The organism is Haloparvum alkalitolerans (assembly GCF_050122995.1).
Classification (GTDB): Archaea; Halobacteriota; Halobacteria; order Halobacteriales; family Haloferacaceae; genus Haloparvum; species Haloparvum alkalitolerans.
On record NZ_JBNLIA010000013.1, the window covers coordinates 41,455 to 59,027 of the forward strand.

Sequence of the window (17,573 nt, forward strand, 5' to 3'; positions counted from 1 at the left end):
GTTCCGCTTCCATTTCTGAACCCGCGGTCGGTCCCGGCGCCATTTCTGAACCGGGGGCGGGACCCCGCGGTTTCAACACCCGGCGCGTCGAGGTGGCGATATGTACCTCGCAGATCGGACGTGGCCCGAACTCGGCTCGTACGTCGCCGAGGAGTCGGTCGCGGTCGTTCCGCTCGGCTCGACCGAACAGCACGGTCCGCACCTGCCGCTGGCCACCGACCATCTGATCGCGGAGGCGCTCGCGGCGGCCGCGGCCGACCGGACGGGCTTCCTCCGGACGCCGACGATAAATATCGGCGTCAGCCCGCACCACCGACAGTTCCACGGGACGATGTGGGTCGACCCGCCAGAGTTCCGCGACTACGTCGAGAGCTTCACGCGCAACCTCGCGTACCACGGGATCGACCGCGTCGTCTACGTCAACGCCCACGGCGGCAACGTCGAGCACCTCCGCGAGGTCGGCCGCCGGCTCCACGAGGACGGCGAGGTGTACGCGGTCGAGTGGATGTGGGACGAGTCGATCCCGGGCCTCGTGAACGACCTCTTCGAGCGCAACGGGCCCCACGCCGGCCCGAAGGAGACCGCGATGATCACCCACATCGCGCCGGACCTCGTCCGGGAGGAGAAACTCGAGGCGGCCCGCGACGAGGGGCTCGTCGACCTGCGGGACGCCGAGACGGTCGTCCACGGCGCGCGGACGTTCTACGACGCGGCCGACAACTCGCCGAACGGCGCGTTCGGCGACCCGACCGACGTGACGCCCGAGAAGGCCGCGGAGCTGTTCGAGGCCGCGGCGGACCAGCTGGTGCAGCTGTTGGAGTGGCTCGACGCGCAGCGGATCGAGGACCTGCTCCCGGAACCGCACGTCGACCCACAACCGGGGAGCCGCCGGGAGCGGTAGGTCGGCTCCGCAGCTCACGGATCGAAAAGGACCGCCTCAGCCGACGTGCGTGGAGACGGCGATGCCCGAGCCCACCGGCAACAGCACGGTCTCGAAGGCGTCGTCCGCGCGGACGGTGTCGATATACTCGGCGATCCCCCGCGTCTCCTTGTCTCCCGGCGGGAGCGACACGCCCTCTTCGACGTACGCCAGCAGGTCGCCCAGGTCGATGGGCCCTTCCAGCATGTTGTCCGCGACGACGACGCCGCCGTCCGCGAGCCGGGGTTTCGTCGCCTCGAACGCCTCGACGTAGCGGTGTTTCTCGTTGTCGATCAGGACGGCGTCGAAGGGGCCGTCGTAGTCCGCGACGGTCTCCAGCGCGTCGCCGACCGCGAACGTCACGCGGTCGTCCCAGCCCGCCGCGGCCATGAAGTCTACCCCCGCCTCGGCCTCGTCGGCGTCGAACTCGGTGCAGACGACGCGGTCGGCGCCGCCGCGGACGAACCAGGAGGCGGAGTAGCCGAAGCCGGAGCCGAACTCGAAGACGGTCGCCGCGTCGGTCAGTCGCGCGAGCGTGCGGAGGACCCCGCCCGCGGCCGGCCCGATGATCGGGAACCCCTGCTCGGCCGCGAGGTCGGCCATCTCCGCCTGCACGTCGGTGTGGGACTGCGCGGTCGCCGCGAGAAAGCGTTCGGTGTGGTCGGGGAGCACGTCCATGGGTCGCGCTCCGGCGCCGGTGCTGTTAAAACTGACCGCCGGAGTGCGCCCGCGGCCGGAACCGGGCGTCCGTCGCCGCGCGCTCGCGGTGGACTTTTTAAGGCCGCGGGCGGTAGCAGGAGACATGATCTCACTCGACGAGGCGGTGACGGCGCGCCTCGAGTCGCACGGCGAGCGGTTCGAGGTGCTGGTGGACCCGGACGCGGCGCTGGCGATCAAACGCGACGAGTTCGAGGGCGACCTGGAGGACGTGATCGCGGCCGAGGACGTCTTCGAGAACGCCTCGCGCGGCGACCGCCCCGCCGAGGAGGACCTGGAAGAGGTGTTCGGCACGACCGACCCGATGGCGATCATCCCCGAGGTGATCCGCAAGGGGGAGATCCAGATCACCGCCGAACAGCGCGAGGAGATGCAGGAGCAGAAGCGGAAACAGCTCATCAACACCATCACGCGCAACGCGGTGAACCCCCAGATGGACAACTCGCCGCACCCGCCCGAGCGGATCGAGCGCGCGCTGGAGGAGGCCGGCTTCACCGTCGACCCGATGGAGCCCGTCGAAAACCAGATCGACGACGCGCTCGACGCCCTGCGGCCGGTCATCCCCATCCGCTTCGAGGAGGTGACGATGGCGGTGCGACTCCCGCCGGAGTACGCCGGTTCCGGCCAGGCGCAGATCCGCGAGTTCGGCGATCTGGAGCGCGAGGAGTGGCAGAACGACGGCTCGTGGGTGGGCGTTCTCACGTTCCCCGCCGGGCTCCAGAACGAGCTCTACGACAAGGTCAACGAGCTCACTTCCGGCGAGGGCGACGCGCGCGTCATCAAGGACAAGGACGAACTCAGCACTCGGTGATCCCGTGCTCGGCGACGACCGCACGTCCGACGGGGAGTCCGCGGAAACCGCACGCGCCAACGGGGTGACCCGGACCCATTCCTGAAGTCGTCGGCGTGGACATCAGCGGCCGCCACGAGGAGGACGGCGAGTACCTGATGGTCGCGGCCGCGGTCCACGCGCGGATCGACAGCACGCGGATCCGCTCCGTCGAGGGGATGGGCTTCGCCACCGTCCGCGAGGGGCCGACGCTGGAGGCGACGCTCGCGCTCGTCGCCGAGGCGGTCGGCGACCTCCCCGAACCGCCCGAGGGCCCCATCGTCTCCGAGCGCGGCGAGTTCTACGAGGAACCGGCGGACGTGGTCGGGTTGAGCTTCCAGCCCGAGTTTAAATACGTCGAGAGCATAGGTGAGCGTGAAACAGTGCAGGCAGCCCACCACGCCGCGTACGCCGCCCGCGACCTCCTGTTATGACGGGGGAGCGTGCAGTCGTCGCCAAGCGCGTCGACGCGGGGACCGCGGACCTCTCGGAGATCGAACAGCTCGCCGGCGCCGCCGGCTACGAGGTCGTCGGCCGCCTCTCCCAGACCCGCGAGGAGGACGCCGCCTATATGTTCGGCGAGGGGAAGGTCGCGGAACTCGCCGCCCTCGTCGAGGAGACGGAGGCCTCGGTCGTCATCGTCGACAACGACGTCGGCCCCTACCAGACGTTCAACATCGGCGGCGAACTCCCCGAGGACGTGGAAGTCGTCGACCGGTTCACCCTCATCCTCGAGATCTTCGGCCAGCGCGCACAGACCCGGAAGGCGCAACTGCAGGTCGAACTCGCGGAGCTCCGCTACGAACTCCCGCGCGCCGAGGCGAAGGCCTCCCTCGCGAAGCGGGACGAGCGCCCCGGATTCATGGGCCTCGGCGAGTACGACGAGAGCGTCGAGCGCGACATCAAGCGACAGATCTCGGAGATCCGCGACGAACTCGCCTCCATCGCGGAGAAGGAACAGCAGCGCCGCGAGCAGCGCCGCGCGTCCGGCTTCGACCTCGTCGCGCTCGCCGGCTACACGAACGCCGGCAAGTCGACGCTGATGCGCCAGCTCGCGGCCGAACTCGACGTGGACGAGAACGTCGACCGCCACCCGGACCTGGAGACGACCGCGGAGTCCGAAGACGATCTGTTCACCACCCTCGGCACGACCACGCGCCGCGCGGAGATGGACCGCCGCGACGTGCTCCTGACGGACACGGTCGGGTTCATCTCGGACCTCCCCCACTGGCTGGTGGAGTCGTTCGAGTCGACGCTCGACTCGGTGTACCGCGCCGACCTCGTCCTGCTGGTGGTCGACGCCAGCGAGCCGGTCGAGGAGATGCGCGAGAAGCTCGTGACGTGTCACGACACGCTCTACGAGCGCAACGAGGCGCCCGTCGTCACGGTGTTCAACAAGGTCGACCGCCTGACGGAGGAGGAACTCGACGAGAAGCGTGCCGCCCTCTCGGCGCTGGCACCGAACCCGGAAGCGGTCTCCGCCAAGACCGGCGAGGGCGTCGCCGCCCTCCGCGACCGCGTCGAGGCCGAGCTGCCGGAGTGGCGGACCGAGCGGCTCGTCCTCCCGCTCTCCGACGACGCGATGAGCGTCGTGTCGTGGATCCACGACCACGGCCACGTCGAGGAGGAGGCGTACGCCGGCGACCAGGTGACGGTCACCTTCGACGCGCGGCCGACGGTCGTCTCCCGGGCGCGCTCGAAGGCGGCGGAGTTGGACGCCGCCGAACCGGCCGAGTCCGCCTGAGGTCGTCGGTCGTCCCCGACCGCGGGTCCGCCCGCGACCCGCCTACTCCAACTCGCGCTTCTCTTTCGCGACCACTTCCACGTCCGCGATCCGGGTGTCCGGGTAGTTCCCGCTCGCGTCCTTCTCGGCCGCCTTCACCATGTCCCAGACGACGTTGAGCCCCGTGGAAACGCCCTCCAGCGCCTCCATCTCGCAGCCGGTCTTGCCGGTCGTCTCGACCGCGACCTCCAGGACGACGCGGTCGTCGCGCACGTCGAAGTCGGTGTCGGCGTTCGTGATCGGGATCTGGTGGCACATCGGGATCGTCTCCCAGGTGTGTTTGACCGCCTGCACGGCGCCCACGCGGGCGGTCGCCAGCACGTCGCCTTTCTCCACCGCGTCGGCCCGGATGGCCTCGACCGTCGACGCCGTCAGTCGGATCTCGCCGCGCGCGACCGCCCGGCGCGCGGTGTCGGGCTTCTCGCCCACGTCGACCATCTGTACGTCGCCCTCGGCGGTCGTGTGGGTCAGGTCGTCGGCGGCGTCGTCGCCGGCATCGGCAGCGTGCCCGTCGTCGGTCCCGGCGTCGCTCGCGCGCTCGTCACTCATTACGGAGTGCCTGCGGGAGCCGGTCGATTAAGTCCGTCGCCACGAGCCCGTACCCCCGTTCCTCGACCGCGGCGTCGCCCGCGCGCCCGTTGGCGTACGCGCCGACCGCGGCCGCGTCGAGCGGGCCCTGCGTCGCCGCCAGCGCGCCCACGGCGCCCGCGAGCACGTCGCCGGTCCCGCCGACGGTCATGCCGGGGTTCCCGGTCCGGTTGACGCGCAGGTCCTCGCCGTCCGTTATCACGTCGTAGGTGCCCTTCACGAGGAGCGTGTGGCCGAGCTCCGCGGCGAACTCCCGGACCAGGTCCGCGCGCTCGCGCCAGTCCTCCGCACTCGGACCGCCCATCCGCCGGAGTTCGCCCTGATGCGGGGTACAGACGAGCGTCGCGTCGGTGTCGACATCGGGGACCACCTGCAGCGCGTCGGCGTCGACGACCGCCCGGCCCTCGTAGGCGCCGAGGAAGCGCTCGACGAACGAGAGGGTGGCGTCCGCGTCGCCGAGTCCGGGGCCGAAGACGACCGCGTCCTGTCCGGCCGCGAGGTCCGCGATCCGGTCGAGGTGCGGCGGCGCGAGCGTCTCGCCCGGGAAGCCGTGCACGATCAGGTTCTCGGAGAACCCCTGCACCTCCCGGGCGACGGACTCGGGACAGGCGACGCGGACGAGGTCCGCCCCCGCGCGCAGCGCCGCCCGCGCCGCGAGCGTCGGCGCGCCGGTGTAGGGACCGCCGCCGACCACCAGGACCTCGCCGTGGTCCCCCTTGTGACTCTGCGGATCGCGGTCGAGGCCGAGCAGGTCCCCCGGGCCGGTGAACAGTTCCGCGGCCTCTGGGATGCCGATGTCCGCGACCGTCACGGGCACGCCGAGTTCCGGGAGTCCCGGCTTCGCGTCGTGGAACGTCACCACGCGGTCGGCGCGGACGGCGACGCGCTCGCCCGCCTCGTTCGCGGCGACGTCCCCGGTGTCCGCGTCGACGCCCGAGGGCACGTCGACCGCGACGACCGTCGCGCCCGCGTCGCCGAGGTCGGTGATCCGCCGCGCGGCGGTGCGCTCCGGCTCGCGGAGCGCGCCGGTCACGCCGGTGCCGAGCATCGCGTCGACGACCACGTCCGGGTCGCCGAGGTCCAACTCCGCCGTGTCCATGACGGTCCGCGCGTCGACCTCGGCCTCCAGAAGCGCGTCCCAGTTCTCGCGGGCGATGTCGGTCGTGATCGACTCCGGGCGGCCGAGCAGGTGGACGGTCACGTCGAAGTCGGACAGAAACCGGGCCGCGGCGAAGGCGTCGCCGCCGTTGTTGCCGCGGCCGCAGACGAGGGCCACGGACGCGCCCGGCTCGGCGTGTGCGCGCACCTCGCGCGCGACGGCGTTGCCGGACGACTCCATCAACTGCTTGCGCGGCACCCCGAGCGCGGCCGCGTTGGCGTCGACCGCGGCCATCCGGTCTGCGGTGATCATGGAGAACGCTTCGCCGGCATCGGGATTAAGCGTGGGGGCGGCGGACTCCTCACCGCTTTCGCGGCCCGGTCGTCCTGCGCGTCGTCGGCCGCCGTCCGCTACGCGCCGTGGACCGCCTTCCGGAGCGCGCCCTCGGTCTGTGCCCCCGTGAGGCGCTCGGCGGGCTCGCCGTTTTTGAACACCAGCATCGTCGGCAGTCCCTGCACGCCGTACTGCCGACAGACCCCCTGATACCGGTCCGCGTCGACCTTTATCACCGCGGCGTCGGTGTTCGCGGCGAGCCGCTCCAGCGGCTCCTCCATCATCCGACAGGGACCGCACCAGTCGGCGTAGAAGTCGACCAAGGCGACCTCGTACCGGCCCGCGACCTCCGCGAGCGAGCCGCCGGTGAACGCGACCGGCTCCGCGGGCGTGCCGGCTCGGTCGTCGGCGTCCTGACCGCCCTCTCCGGCCTCTTCGCCGAGTTCGCCCTTCTCCGCCTTCTCGCGGAGTTCCTGCAGCTTCCGCTCGCGGATCGCCTCGATGTCGTCGCTCGCGTCGCCGGCGGTCGCGTCGCCGACGCCCGCGTCGCTCCGTTCGCTCATGGACCGGGATACGCGCCTCGGGAACATAAGGGTTCGACGCGCGTGCGCGGTCGGCGCAACGCCTTCGGGGGAGGGACACGTTGGTCGGGCATGAGCCGCGACGACCGCGACCTGGACGCCTGGATCGAGGCCTACTGGGGGTGGGCCGGGGTCGCGGCGTTCCTGCTGCTATCGGTCGACCTGCTCACGTCGCTCGGCGCGGTCGCGGTCGTCGGGGTCGAACACGAGTCGAACCCCCTGATGGCGTGGCTTCTGGTCCAACCGGTCGCGGTGCTGGCCGGGGTCCACCTCGTGGCAGCGGGACTCATCATCCTCTTGCTCTACGGATTGCAGGAACTCGTCAAGGAGGCGCCCAGCCCCCAACAGCGCTTCCTGATGGTCGCCGCGGAGGCGTTTCTGGGGCTCCTCGTCGCCGCGGGCCTGTTCCTGCTCGCGAACAACCTCTCGGTCATCGTGCTCGGCGAGAGCCTGCTGTGAGGGGTCGCGGTCCCGGGCGGCCGCGACCGGCCCGGTCTGAAGAGTTTAAACCCGATGGGGCGCAACCCCGGGGCAGTGACTGACGCCCCGCCGTGGACCGACGTGTTCGGCCACCCCGAACCGTACGCCGAGCAGGCCGACGGCATCGACGCCGCCATCGACGCCGCCGACGAGGGCGGCTTCCTGGCGCTGGAGGGCGCCTGCGGCACCGGCAAGACGATGCTCGCGCTCACCGCTGGCATCGACCGCGTCCGCGACCCCGACTCGCCCTTCGAGCGCGTGTTCGTCCTCACGAGCGTCAAACAGCAGCTCCGCCAGTTCGAGACGGACCTGGAGACGATCAACGCGAACCTCCCCGACGACTACCGGCCCGTCTCGGGACTGACGCTCGTCGGGAAGGCGGACGTCTGCCCGTACGCCCGCGAGAACCGCGGCGGCGTCGACCGCGAGAACGTCTACGAGCGCTGCGAGGGGCTCCGCGAGCGCACCAGGAACCTCGTGGGCGACGGCGGACCGACGACCACGGGGAACCTCGTCTCGGAGGCGACCGCGCAACAGGTCGGACTCGCGGACTCCGGGAGCGCAGGCGGCGGTGCGGAGTACCTCTCGGTCGACGGCGAGCCCACCCCCTACCGCCCCGACACCGAGGAGTACGGCGACACCGAGTTCTGTCCCTTCTACGCCGGCTTCCTGGACGACCTGCCGGAGGACGGCGAGCAGGCCGAGGCCGTGCCGTTCGACCCGACGGAGAAGGGCCACATCGACGCCGACGAACTCGTGAAGCTCGCCGCCGGCCACGGCTCCTGTCCCCACTCCGTGATGGGCGCGCTCGTGCCGGAGGTGGAGGTCGTCATCGGCAACTACTACCACGCGTTCGACCCGACGACGACGGAGACGTTCACGGGCGCGCTGCTGGACGACTCGACGTTCGTCGTCTGCGACGAGGCGCACATGCTCGAACCGCGCGTCCGCGACCTCGTGAGCGACCGCGTCGCGGACGCGAGCCTGCGCGACGCGGAGAACGAGCTCACGCGCGTCATCCAGCCCGTGAAGTTCGACGACGAGGGGAGCTACACCGACGACGCGGACCTCGTCCGCGGCGAGCTGGCCGACAGCGACGTGACGGTCTCGGAGATCGAGCGCGTCCGCGAGTTCTACCGCGACCTCCGCGAGGAGCTGGACCGGCGCGTGGTCGAGCACCTCGACCGCGAGTCGCCCAGTTGGCGCGCGCACCTCGCGGACCTCGAGGACGCGGAGCTCCCCCTCCGGGACCCCGAGACGCCCGGGCAGGACGAGATAACGGCGTGGGCGAACCGCGAGGGGTACGAGGACCGCGTCTGGGCCAGGTGCGGCGCGGTCGGCGCGGTCGTCTCCCGCGTGCTCGACGAGCTGGAGGGCGAGGACAAACAGCGCGCCGCGCCGGGGGTCGGCCGGACGCTGAACGCGTGGTACCGCGAGGACCACGAGACGTTCTTCCGCGCCGTCGAGCTGGAGCGCACGTGGGACGAGACCGAGCCGCCCGAGAGCTGGCGGCGGGCGTTCAACGCCCGGCTCGCGCTGTACAACTGCCTGCCGAGCCGCGCCATCGGCGAGCGCCTCGGGGAGTTCGGCGGCGGCGTCCTGATGAGCGCGACGCTGGAGCCGCTCGACGTGTTCCGCGAGGTCTCCGGGCTCGACCACCTCGCGGAGGCGGGCCGCCCCATCGTCGAGCGTACCTACGGGCTGACGTTCCCCGAGGAGAACCGCGCGAGCTTCGCGGTCGACGCGCCGAAGTTCACCCACGACAACCGCGGCGCGCCGGGCGAGGCGAACCCGACGCGGACCGCCTACGTGGACTCGACCGCCGAGGTCGCGGGACGGGAGGGGAACGTCCTCGTCGGGATGCCCAACTACCGCGAGGCGAAGTGGATGGCCGGCGAGCTGGACGAGCGCCTCGACAAGCCGGTGCTGTTCGACGAGTCCTCCGGCGACCGCGCCACGGAGTCGCTGAAGGACGACTTCTTCGCCGGCGGCGAGAAGGTGCTGGTGACGAGCCTCCGGGGCACGCTCACCGAGGGCGTCGACTACCGCGGCGACCGCCTCGAGGCGGCCGTGGTCTGCGGCGTCCCCATCATCAACACCGCCCGACCGCGGACGCGTGCCGTGGTCGCTGCCTACGACCGCCGGTTCGGCGACGGCTTCGAGACCGCGCTCACGGTGCCGGCGGTCAGAAAGGCGCGGCAGGCCGTGGGGCGAGTGATCCGGGGGCCGGAGGAGCGCGGCGTCCGCGTCCTGCTGGACGCCCGCTACGCGCGGAACTCGTGGAACGCGGTCCGCGAGTACCTCCCGCCCCACGAGCGCGAGGAGTTCCAGCCGGTGAGCCCGGACATGCTCTCGTTCGCTCTCGATCGGTTCGAAGAGGACGAATAAGGTGGATCGGGGCGTAGTGACCATGGTGTCGGACGGGACGTTTCCGTCGAAACCCCTGCTGCTCCGGACAGCAACGCCCAGAAAGCCCCAGCCGTCTCTCTCTACGACGTGCGAGGGTTTTCTGGTTCTGTCGCAGATCCTGCTGCTCTAGACAGCAACATCCAGAAAGCCCCAGCCGGCTCTCCCTACGACTGATCTGGATCTGCTACAAATGCTGCTCTAGACAGCAACATCCAGAAAGCCCCAGCCGGCTCTCCCTACGACTGATCTGGATCTGCTACAAATGCTGCTCTAGACAGCAACATCCAGAAAGCCCCAGCCGGCTCGACCCGCCGGGTTCCGGCAGACGGTCCGGGCTGCCTGCAGTGGCGGGCTGCCGGGCTGCGACTGCCGTCGTCCCGCTCGTTCCTCGCGGGACCCTCGCTGCGCGCTCGCGCCTCTCCGCAACACCCGGCGCGAGTGCTTACGTCGTCCGGGCGGGATCGAGCCGACTGCCCCTTTCAGTCCCACCCCGCACAGCACCGCACCGCGACCGCACCGCAGCCTCACACCTCCCCAACCTCGGCCGCGGGCCGGCCGCGAAACCGCAGCGCGGGACAAACCGCGTCCCGCTGGCCTCCGGCGTGCAGTGGCGCGCCGGAGACACCGCAGGCGGCCGGCCCGCGCCCTCCACCGAAAATCGGAGATTTTCGAGCAGCCAGCGTGCAGTAGCGCGCTGGCGACCTCGCGCGGTCGCGGCGACACAGGGTCGCCGCGGCGCACGCCGACCGCATCAGCACCGCCTCGCGGCGGACGAACGTTTTTCGCGGATCGGGCAGGACTCCCGCCGTGAGTGCAGCGCGACCGCGCCGGGTGCGGCGCATCGCCCCGCCGGTCGTCGGGGTCGATATCGCGGGCGTCGGCTGACGTTATCGATGGGCCTGACGCCGTCCGAAGGCGATCCACAGAAAAGCCTCGTCCTCGCCGGGTTCTCGAAAACCCGTTCTCAGTCCCAGGTGATCCAGACGAGGAACGCGAGCGCGGCCGTCTCCAGCACGTGGAGCGCCATCATCGCGCGCCACGCGATGGCGGGCACGTCGGTCGCGAACCAGCCGGAGAGCATCGGGTCGACCAGGTAGATGTACAGCGAGAGGGCGTTCTCCGCCAGCAGCAGGAGGGCGAACACGGCGAGTCCCAGCGTGTGCTTCGTGCGGAACTCGAGGTAGTTGCGTCCCCACACCGCGATCAGCGCGAGGAGCAGGAGGACGTTGACGCCGGCCGCGACCCGGGCGACGTCGAACCAGAGACTCATCGTACCCTCCCTAGCGCGACCCCGCTTAAAACGACTTTCCCAAATTCGTTCCGAGTACCGCCCGAAACGGTCGCTGAAGCGGCTCCGTCGGCGAGCGGTGTCGTCCACGCCCGGCGGTCCGTACAGTCGTCAGCCATCCGTGTCCACCTGTTCCATGATCTCCTCGATGGTCTCCCAGTTGTTTCGCGCGCGGCCCGTCGGGAGGTAGACGGCGCCGTAGTCGTCGCCGCTCGTCTCGACCACCCCGTTGTCCATCAGCACGTCGAGGTGGTGTCTGACGGTCTTGTAGTCCAGGTCGAGGTCCTCGGCCAACTGGTTCGCGTTCCGGGGACGCTCCTCGAGCGCCCGCAGCAGGCGCACGCGGTTCGGCCCGCCGCGCGTACCCGTCAACACGTACCAGAGAACCCCCTCCATCGTCACGGTCGACGGCCCGCCGTCACCTAACTCCATCGACGGGCGCGGCGGACCGAGGGGGACCCCGCGACGGTCACCGGTTCCGGCTCACCGGGAACGCCACGCGGTCGGGATGGTCGTTGAACCGGTCGAGCACGCGCTCGTAAAGCCGGTTCTTGGCTCGCTGGCCGCGTCGCGGGTGGGTGAGGTACCGCAGCCGGAGTTCGACCCACGACTCCCCCTGCGTGACGTTCACCGAGGGGCCGTCGTGGACCTCCAACTCCACCGGGGTGTCGGCGAGCGCCTCACGGTAGGCGGCGATGCCGCGGGCCATCTCCTCGCCGAGCAGGTCCGTCGCCTCCTCGCGCATGACCTCGCGCGCGAAGTCCAGGTCCGTCTCGTAGGCCACCTGCACCGCGATCTCGTTCCAGACGTACGGGGAGCCGCCCCCGCCGAAGTTGACCACCTCCGAGGAGAGCACGACGCTGTTGGGGACCGTCACCACGCGGCCGGAGGGCTGGTTCGAGGAGACGAGTTCGCCGTTTATCTCCCACAGCGTGGTGACGAGGAAATCCACCTCGATCACGTCGCCCTTCGCCTCGCCGATCCGGACGCGGTCGCCGACGCCGTAGGGCTGTTTGACGGTGATGTACACCCACGCAATCAGCGACAGGAGGGGTTGCTGGAGCGCGAACGTGATCGCGAACCCGACGACCCCCAGCGAGAAGAGGAGGCCGAGCCACTGCTGGGTCGCGACCGCGAGCACGCCGACGCCCCCGACGGCGCCGAAGAGGAGGCGGAGCACGTTCCGCGCGTTGTGCGCGCGACGCTTGTTCCCCGAGGACCGCGCCAGCCCGAGCGCGAGTCGGTAGGCGCCGTAGCAGACCAGCACGACCGCCGAGGCGAGCAGGACCTTGGCGGCCGCGACGTCGATGTCGTACCCGCCGAGCGCGGGCAGGGTCGCCGCGGGCGCGGCCGTGGTGACGACGCCGGCCGCGAGCGCACACAGCGCGCCGGCGGCCACGGACCCGACGGGAACGAGGCGGTTCACGGTTCGGTCGTTCCGGGGCAGCGACAAAACCGTTGCGTCGCCGGTGGCCCGTCCCGCCGTTCCCGGGCGGCCGGTGATGGCGCACACCGTGCCGCCACCGGGAGACTTTCGACGGGGGGCGGCCAACGCCCCGCCGTGAACGACCGGACACGCGCGCTGGTCGTCGCCTGTATCGCCGTGTTCCTGCCGGTACTGGTGTGGTACAACTACTCGGCGGTGCTCCCGACGGTCTCCGCGGACTGGGGGCTCACGGGCGCGCAGGCGGGGATCGTCTTCGGCGCGTTTCAGGCAGGCTACCTCGTCGGCATCCTCCCGTTCGGCCGCCTGGCCGACGCCTCCTCGCCGCGGTACGTCCTCGCGGGCGGCGCGGCCGGGACCGCCGTCTTCGGCGTCGCGTTCGGCCTGCTCGCGGAGGGGTTCCTCGCCGGCACAGCGCTCCGGTTCCTGGCCGGGGTCTGCATGTCCGCCGTCTACGTGCCGGGGATGCGCCTGCTCAGCGACTGGTTCCCCGCCGCGGAGCGCGGCCGCGCCATCGGCATCTACGTCGGGACCTTCTCGCTGTCGAGCGGCGTCTCCTTCGTGCTCACCTCGCGGATCGCCGCCGCGACCGGATGGGAGAGCGCGGTCGTCGCCACCAGCCTCGGCGGGCTCCTCGTGGCGCCGCTCGTCGTCTGGCTCCTCGACGACGCGCCCGGACGCTCGGCGACGAGCCGGGGGATCGACCTCTCGCTGCTCCGGAACCGGGAGTACCTCCACGCGGTCAACGCCTACGCGTGGCACACCTGGGAGCTGTTCGGCGTCCGGAACTGGCTTTTGGCGTTCCTGCTCGCGGCGCCCGCGTTCGCCTCGGGCGGGGCCTCCGCGTCGCTGGCCGGCCTGCTCGTCGGCGTCGTCACGGCGATGAGCGCGGTCGGGAACGTCGTCGGCGGCGCGCTCTCGGACCGGATCGGTCGCCCGACCACGGTGGGGATCGGCCTGCTCGGAAGCACCGCGATCCTCGTCGCGCTCGGGTGGCTCGACTGGCTCCCCCTGTGGGCGCTCGCGGCGGTGCTCCTGGTCCACGGGACGCTCCTCAGCGTCGACAGCGCGCCCGCCTCGACGCTCGTCACCGAGGCCGTCGACGACGAGCAGGTGGGCGCGGCGCTGTCGTTGCAGTCGTTCGTCGGGTTCCTCCCCTCCGTCGCCTCGCCGGTCGTTTTCGGGGCCGCGCTCGACGCCGGCGGCTTCGTCCTCGCGTGGCCGACGCTCGCGGTCGCGGGCCCGCTCGGCCTCGCGTCAGTGGTCGCGCTCCGGCGGCGCGCGCGTCGCCGGTCCCCGGCGTCCGGTTCGGCGTAGGCCGGGACCGCGTCCTCGGCTCACTCCGCGCCGGCGACCTCCGCCATCGCGCCCGCCAGCACGCGCGTCGCGTCCGCGCAGTCGTCCCAGTCGGTCCACTCGCGAGGGTTGTGCGAGACGCCGTCCCGCGAGGGCGCGAACAGCAGCGACGCGTCCGTGACGCCCGCGACGTGCATCGTGTCGTGGGCCGCGCCCGAGTGGATATCCATCGTCTCCAGCCCCGCGGCGGTCCCCGCCCGATGGGCCGCCTCGCGGAGCCGGTCGCTCATCGGCGTCGGGTGCAGGTCGAACGGACGCTCGAAGGCGGTCTCGACGCCGCGGTCGGCCTCCAGCCGGGCGAGTTCGTCGCGGACCGCGGTCACGACCGTCTCCATCGAGCGGTACTCCACGTCCCTGATGTCGATCCCGAGGTCGACGCGCCCGGGAACGACGTTGGTGGCGTTCGGCGACACGTCGAGCGAACCGACGGTCCCCACCGCGGTCGGGCTGGAGGCGTCGACGACCGCGTTGGCCGCGGACTCCACCTCCAGCACCAGTTCGCTCGCGGCCGCGAGCGCGTCCGTCCGGTCGCCCATCGCGGTCGCGCCCGCGTGGTTCGCCTCGCCGACGACCGTCGCCTCGCAGTGAGTGATTCCGGTGATCGTCGTCACCACGCCCGCGGCGGCGCCGGCCTCCTCCAGCGCGGTGTCCTGTTCGATGTGAAGCTCGTAGAACGCCTCCCAGCTCCGGGGGTCGAGGGTCCCCTCCCCGGCGTAGCCGATGCGCTCGAGCGCCTCCCCGAGCGTCTCGCCCGCGTCGTTCTCCAGCGCGAGCGCCTCCTCGGGCGTGCGCTCGCCGACCGCCACCGAGGAACCGAGGAGCCCGTCCGCGAACGTCTGGCCCTCCTCCTCGGTGAAGTTGACGACCAGCACCGGGCGGTCGGGCTCGACGCCGGCGTCCTGCATCGCGCGGACCGCCTCCAGCGCGGCGTAGGTCCCGAGCGGGCCGTCGAAGATGCCGCCCTCCGGGACCGAGTCGAGGTGGCTCCCGGAGGCGACGGGCGCCGCGTCGGGGTCCGCGGAGGGAGGACACCACTCGCCCGCGACGTTTCCGACCGCGTCGACGCGCACGTCGAGGCCGGCGTCCTCCATGCGCTCGACGAGGCGGTCGCGGGCCTTCCGGTTCGCCTCGGTTCCGGTCCGGACGGTGCGGCCGCGCTTCTCGGGGTCCTCGTACTCGACGGCGCCGAACACGCCGTTCGCCTCGATGTCGGCGCGGAGCCGGTCCGCGTCCACTGCGTCGTGCATACCGGCCGTTCGGCCGGGACCGGCAAGGGCGTTGCCGTCGCGGCACGTCGCGAGACGGAGCGGCCGGGTTCGGATCCGTCCGGTGTGGGACCGGCCCGGACTCCGTCCAGCGTCTGACGGGCGCACGACGCCGACACAACTCCTTTAAGCGCAGCCGGTGACCGTTATCCATCATGTCGTCTCTCACCGACCTCCTCGACGATGTCGTCGACGATGTCGACGCAGTCTTCCTCTTCTCGCCGAGCGGCTCGTTTTACGAGCGGCTCGCCGACCTCGACGAGGAGGTGGTCGTCGTCGCCCCCGAGAACGCGGTCGATGCCGAGACGTACGTCGAGCTCCCGCTGGAGTTCGACAACGTCCGCGACCGGATCGAGTTCGCCATCGAGGGAGCGCTCGAACAGGACCTCGTCGAGGAGGGGGACGCCGTCGTCTGCTCCGTCTCCGTCTTCGACGGCGACCCCGATTCGGTCATTCGCGTCCGCGCGACCGACAGCCACGAGTCCGGCATCTACGACCTGTTCGTCAACTCCCGGGCGGACCCCGGAGTCATCCGGGACGTGTTCGAGGTCGCGGTCGAACTCGGCAAGAAGGGACAGAAGGGCAAGCCCGTCGGCGCGCTGTTCGTCGTCGGCGACGCGGGCAAGGTGATGAACAAGTCCCGACCGCTCTCGTACAACCCGTTCGAGAAGTCCCACGTCCACGTCGGCGACCCCATCGTGAACGTGATGCTGAAGGAGTTCTCGCGGCTCGACGGGGCGTTCGTCGTCTCCGACTCCGGGAAGCTCGTCTCGGCGTACCGCTACCTCGAACCGGCCGCGGAGGGCGTCGACATTCCGAAGGGGCTCGGCGCGCGCCACATGGCCGCGGGCGCGATCACCCGCGACACGAACGCGACCGCCATCGTCCTCTCGGAGTCCGACGGGCTGGTCCGGGCGTTCAAGGGCGGACGACTGGTTCTGGAGATCGATCCGGAGGAGTACTGATGGTCGACGCGGCGTCCGCCCCGGTCGCGGCCACGGGACTCGCCCAGATATCGGGCACCGACGTGTACGACGTACTGCCGCCGCACGTGTGGCTGGCGCTTTTCGTCTTCGCGGTCGGGCTCGTTCTGAGCTACCTCGTCCAGGTGGTCAACCGCCGACTGCTCGTCCGTGCGGGGGTCCCGGACGCGATCGAGGGAACCGCCTTCGAGCGAACCGCCCGGGAGTTCGGCACGTCGACGGTGACGATCATCGCCAAACTCTCCGGCTACTTCGTCCTCGGAATTGCCGTGATCGTCGCGCTCACGGTCGCGGAGATCCGCTACGTGGAGTTCTTCTGGTCCGGCGTGGCCACGTTCATTCCTCGCCTGTTCGTGGCGGCACTCGTCCTCATCGTTGGCGTCGTCGTCGGGGACAAAGTGGAGCTGTGGGTCGCCGAGCGGCTTCGGAGCGTCAAGCTCCCGGAGACCGGCTTCCTCCCGACCGCCGCGAAGTACAGCATCGTCTACGTCGCGGCCCTGATCGCGTTGAGCCAGATCGGCGTCGCGACGCTCGCGCTCGTCGTGCTTCTGGCCGCCTACGCGTTCGCGGTCGTCGTCCTCACCGCGCTCGCGACGAAGGACCTTCTCGCCTCGGCGGCCTCCGGCATCTTCCTCCTGCTCACGCAGCCGTACGGCATCGGCGACGAGGTGAAGGTCGGCGGCCGCCGCGGCATCGTACAGGAGGTGGACCTGTTCGTCACCCACATCGAAACCGACGGCGAGGAGCACATCGTTCCGAACCACACCGTCTTCCGCGACGGCATCGTCCGGATCCGGGACTGATCACTCCTCCGGCGAGTCGTCGCTCGCGTCCGCGCCGCCGTCGGGCGCCGCGGTCGACACGACTTCGGCCGGGACGCCGGCGACCGTCGTGCCCGGCGGCACGTCCGACGCGACCAGCGAGTTGGCGGCGACCTGCGCGCCCTCGCCGACCGTCACGCCCGGAAGCACCACCGCGCCGGCACCGACCATCGCGCGGTCCTCCAGCACCACGTCGCCGAGTCGGTACTCGTCCTGCAGGAACTCGTGACACAGCAGCGTCGCGTCGTAGCCGACGATGGCGTCGTCGCCGACGGTGATCCGCTCGGGCCAGAACACGTCCGGCGTGGACTCTAACCCCCACGCGACGCCCTCGCCGACGGTCACGCCGATGGCGCTCAGCAGGCGGTTCTTGAGCCGGAGACTCGGGCAGATCCGGGCGAGGACGATGATCACGTAGTTCCGCATCACGACGAGCGGGGACTTCGCGCTCGGCCACGACCACAGCGAGTTCCGCGGCCCGGGCGTTCCGTGTCTGTCGAGCCGGTCGCGGCGCTGCCCCCTGTTCCCCCCGCCGTCGGCCGCGTCCGGGCCGTCGTCGGTGGTCCCGGTGTCGTCGACCGTGTTGTCCGCGTCGCTCACGCGTCCCCGTTCGCGGGACGCCGCTAAAAGGCTCACGAGGGTTCAAAAGGAATGCCGCGCCACTCGCCCCGTGACCTG

The 17,573-nt window shown here is 71.1% G+C and carries 18 protein-coding genes; 9 read left to right on the forward strand and 9 right to left on the reverse strand.

Annotated elements, in window-relative coordinates; translation table 11 throughout:
* Positions 1–100: 100 nt before the first annotated feature.
* Entirely contained in the window at positions 101–901 is an 801-nt protein-coding gene (locus tag ACQE3L_RS12440) for a creatininase family protein (RefSeq protein ID WP_426964158.1), read from the forward strand.
* 36 nt (positions 902–937) lie between these two features.
* On the opposite strand, the gene ACQE3L_RS12445 is transcribed toward ACQE3L_RS12440, so the two are convergent.
* Positions 938–1,597: an O-methyltransferase gene (locus ACQE3L_RS12445; protein WP_426964159.1), complete on the reverse strand. Its 660-nt coding sequence runs from the start codon at positions 1,595–1,597 to the stop codon at positions 938–940.
* Between the two features lie 124 nt (positions 1,598–1,721).
* Between ACQE3L_RS12445 and ACQE3L_RS12450 the strand changes: the two genes are divergently transcribed.
* From ACQE3L_RS12450 to hflX, 3 genes are all read left to right on the forward strand, one after another.
* Complete coding sequence (locus ACQE3L_RS12450) at positions 1,722–2,447, forward strand: ribosome assembly factor SBDS (protein WP_426964161.1); 726 nt, start codon at positions 1,722–1,724, stop codon at positions 2,445–2,447.
* A gap of 95 nt (positions 2,448–2,542) precedes the next feature.
* Complete coding sequence (locus ACQE3L_RS12455) at positions 2,543–2,899, forward strand: DUF2209 family protein (RefSeq protein WP_426964163.1); 357 nt, start codon at positions 2,543–2,545, stop codon at positions 2,897–2,899.
* Positions 2,896–4,209 (forward strand): GTPase HflX, encoded by a 1,314-nt coding sequence (gene hflX, locus ACQE3L_RS12460; protein WP_426964164.1) that lies wholly within the window; start codon positions 2,896–2,898, stop codon positions 4,207–4,209. Before ACQE3L_RS12455 ends, hflX begins: the two co-directional genes overlap by 4 nt.
* Positions 4,210–4,251: 42 nt before the next feature.
* On the opposite strand, the gene moaC is transcribed toward hflX, so the two are convergent.
* From moaC to ACQE3L_RS12475, 3 genes are all read right to left on the reverse strand, one after another.
* Positions 4,252–4,797, reverse strand: a complete 546-nt coding sequence (gene moaC, locus ACQE3L_RS12465) for a cyclic pyranopterin monophosphate synthase MoaC (RefSeq protein WP_426964166.1) — start codon at positions 4,795–4,797, stop codon at positions 4,252–4,254.
* The gene (locus ACQE3L_RS12470) at positions 4,790–6,247 is read right to left on the reverse strand and encodes an NAD(P)H-hydrate dehydratase (protein WP_426964167.1); all 1,458 of its coding nucleotides are present in this window, start codon (positions 6,245–6,247) and stop codon (positions 4,790–4,792) included. The genes moaC and ACQE3L_RS12470 overlap by 8 nt, the downstream gene beginning before the upstream one ends.
* Before the next feature lie 98 nt (positions 6,248–6,345).
* Complete coding sequence (locus tag ACQE3L_RS12475) at positions 6,346–6,831, reverse strand: thioredoxin family protein (RefSeq protein ID WP_426964168.1); 486 nt, start codon at positions 6,829–6,831, stop codon at positions 6,346–6,348.
* 90 nt (positions 6,832–6,921) lie between these two features.
* On the opposite strand from ACQE3L_RS12475, the gene ACQE3L_RS12480 reads away from it, so the two are divergent.
* Both ACQE3L_RS12480 and ACQE3L_RS12485 read left to right on the forward strand, forming a co-directional pair.
* The gene (locus tag ACQE3L_RS12480) at positions 6,922–7,308 is read left to right on the forward strand and encodes a hypothetical protein (RefSeq protein WP_426964169.1); all 387 of its coding nucleotides are present in this window, start codon (positions 6,922–6,924) and stop codon (positions 7,306–7,308) included.
* 75 nt (positions 7,309–7,383) lie between these two features.
* On the forward strand, positions 7,384–9,717 hold the full coding sequence (locus ACQE3L_RS12485; RefSeq protein WP_426964171.1) for an ATP-dependent DNA helicase: 2,334 nt from the start codon (positions 7,384–7,386) through the stop codon (positions 9,715–9,717).
* Positions 9,718–10,702: 985 nt separating this feature from the next.
* Here ACQE3L_RS12485 and ACQE3L_RS12490 read toward each other — a convergent pair.
* From ACQE3L_RS12490 to ACQE3L_RS12500, 3 genes are all read right to left on the reverse strand, one after another.
* Entirely contained in the window at positions 10,703–11,008 is a 306-nt protein-coding gene (locus ACQE3L_RS12490) for a DUF8036 family membrane protein (protein ID WP_426964172.1), read from the reverse strand.
* A 129-nt stretch (positions 11,009–11,137) separates the two neighbouring features.
* Positions 11,138–11,422 carry a winged helix-turn-helix domain-containing protein gene (locus tag ACQE3L_RS12495; protein ID WP_426964276.1) on the reverse strand — a complete coding sequence of 95 codons (285 nt, stop codon included), beginning with the start codon at positions 11,420–11,422 and terminating at the stop codon, positions 11,138–11,140.
* Between the two features lie 73 nt (positions 11,423–11,495).
* The gene (locus tag ACQE3L_RS12500) at positions 11,496–12,410 is read right to left on the reverse strand and encodes a mechanosensitive ion channel family protein (RefSeq protein ID WP_426964277.1); all 915 of its coding nucleotides are present in this window, start codon (positions 12,408–12,410) and stop codon (positions 11,496–11,498) included.
* A 177-nt stretch (positions 12,411–12,587) separates the two neighbouring features.
* On the opposite strand from ACQE3L_RS12500, the gene ACQE3L_RS12505 reads away from it, so the two are divergent.
* Positions 12,588–13,787 (forward strand): MFS transporter, encoded by a 1,200-nt coding sequence (locus ACQE3L_RS12505; protein WP_426964173.1) that lies wholly within the window; start codon positions 12,588–12,590, stop codon positions 13,785–13,787.
* Positions 13,788–13,807: 20 nt separating this feature from the next.
* Here the strand turns inward: ACQE3L_RS12505 and ACQE3L_RS12510 are convergent, their stop codons facing one another.
* Positions 13,808–15,073, reverse strand: a complete 1,266-nt coding sequence (locus ACQE3L_RS12510; protein WP_426964174.1) for a M20 family metallo-hydrolase — start codon at positions 15,071–15,073, stop codon at positions 13,808–13,810.
* 173 nt (positions 15,074–15,246) lie between these two features.
* Between ACQE3L_RS12510 and dacZ the strand changes: the two genes are divergently transcribed.
* Both dacZ and ACQE3L_RS12520 read left to right on the forward strand, forming a co-directional pair.
* On the forward strand, positions 15,247–16,056 hold the full coding sequence (dacZ, locus tag ACQE3L_RS12515) for a diadenylate cyclase DacZ (protein WP_426964175.1): 810 nt from the start codon (positions 15,247–15,249) through the stop codon (positions 16,054–16,056).
* Complete coding sequence (locus ACQE3L_RS12520; RefSeq protein WP_426964177.1) at positions 16,056–16,877, forward strand: mechanosensitive ion channel family protein; 822 nt, start codon at positions 16,056–16,058, stop codon at positions 16,875–16,877. The genes dacZ and ACQE3L_RS12520 overlap by 1 nt, the downstream gene beginning before the upstream one ends.
* Here ACQE3L_RS12520 and ACQE3L_RS12525 read toward each other — a convergent pair whose 3' ends face one another.
* The gene (locus tag ACQE3L_RS12525; protein ID WP_426964178.1) at positions 16,878–17,495 is read right to left on the reverse strand and encodes an acyltransferase; all 618 of its coding nucleotides are present in this window, start codon (positions 17,493–17,495) and stop codon (positions 16,878–16,880) included.
* Positions 17,496–17,573 lie beyond the last annotated feature (78 nt).

What these genes read in the sequence shown, in the direction of transcription:
- ACQE3L_RS12440 (WP_426964158.1), top strand. Translation starts at nt 101, where the DNA reads ATGTACCTCGCAGATCGGACGTGGCCCGAACTCGGCTCGTACGTCGCC.
- ACQE3L_RS12445 (WP_426964159.1), bottom strand. Translation starts at nt 1,597, where the DNA reads ATGGACGTGCTCCCCGACCACACCGAACGCTTTCTCGCGGCGACCGCG.
- ACQE3L_RS12450 (WP_426964161.1), top strand. Translation starts at nt 1,722, where the DNA reads ATGATCTCACTCGACGAGGCGGTGACGGCGCGCCTCGAGTCGCACGGC.
- hflX (WP_426964164.1), top strand. Translation starts at nt 2,896, where the DNA reads ATGACGGGGGAGCGTGCAGTCGTCGCCAAGCGCGTCGACGCGGGGACC.
- moaC (WP_426964166.1), bottom strand. Translation starts at nt 4,797, where the DNA reads ATGAGTGACGAGCGCGCGAGCGACGCCGGGACCGACGACGGGCACGCT.
- ACQE3L_RS12470 (WP_426964167.1), bottom strand. Translation starts at nt 6,247, where the DNA reads ATGATCACCGCAGACCGGATGGCCGCGGTCGACGCCAACGCGGCCGCG.
- ACQE3L_RS12475 (WP_426964168.1), bottom strand. Translation starts at nt 6,831, where the DNA reads ATGAGCGAACGGAGCGACGCGGGCGTCGGCGACGCGACCGCCGGCGAC.
- ACQE3L_RS12480 (WP_426964169.1), top strand. Translation starts at nt 6,922, where the DNA reads ATGAGCCGCGACGACCGCGACCTGGACGCCTGGATCGAGGCCTACTGG.
- ACQE3L_RS12490 (WP_426964172.1), bottom strand. Translation starts at nt 11,008, where the DNA reads ATGAGTCTCTGGTTCGACGTCGCCCGGGTCGCGGCCGGCGTCAACGTC.
- ACQE3L_RS12495 (WP_426964276.1), bottom strand. Translation starts at nt 11,422, where the DNA reads ATGGAGGGGGTTCTCTGGTACGTGTTGACGGGTACGCGCGGCGGGCCG.
- ACQE3L_RS12510 (WP_426964174.1), bottom strand. Translation starts at nt 15,073, where the DNA reads ATGCACGACGCAGTGGACGCGGACCGGCTCCGCGCCGACATCGAGGCG.
- dacZ (WP_426964175.1), top strand. Translation starts at nt 15,247, where the DNA reads ATGTCGTCTCTCACCGACCTCCTCGACGATGTCGTCGACGATGTCGAC.
- ACQE3L_RS12520 (WP_426964177.1), top strand. Translation starts at nt 16,056, where the DNA reads ATGGTCGACGCGGCGTCCGCCCCGGTCGCGGCCACGGGACTCGCCCAG.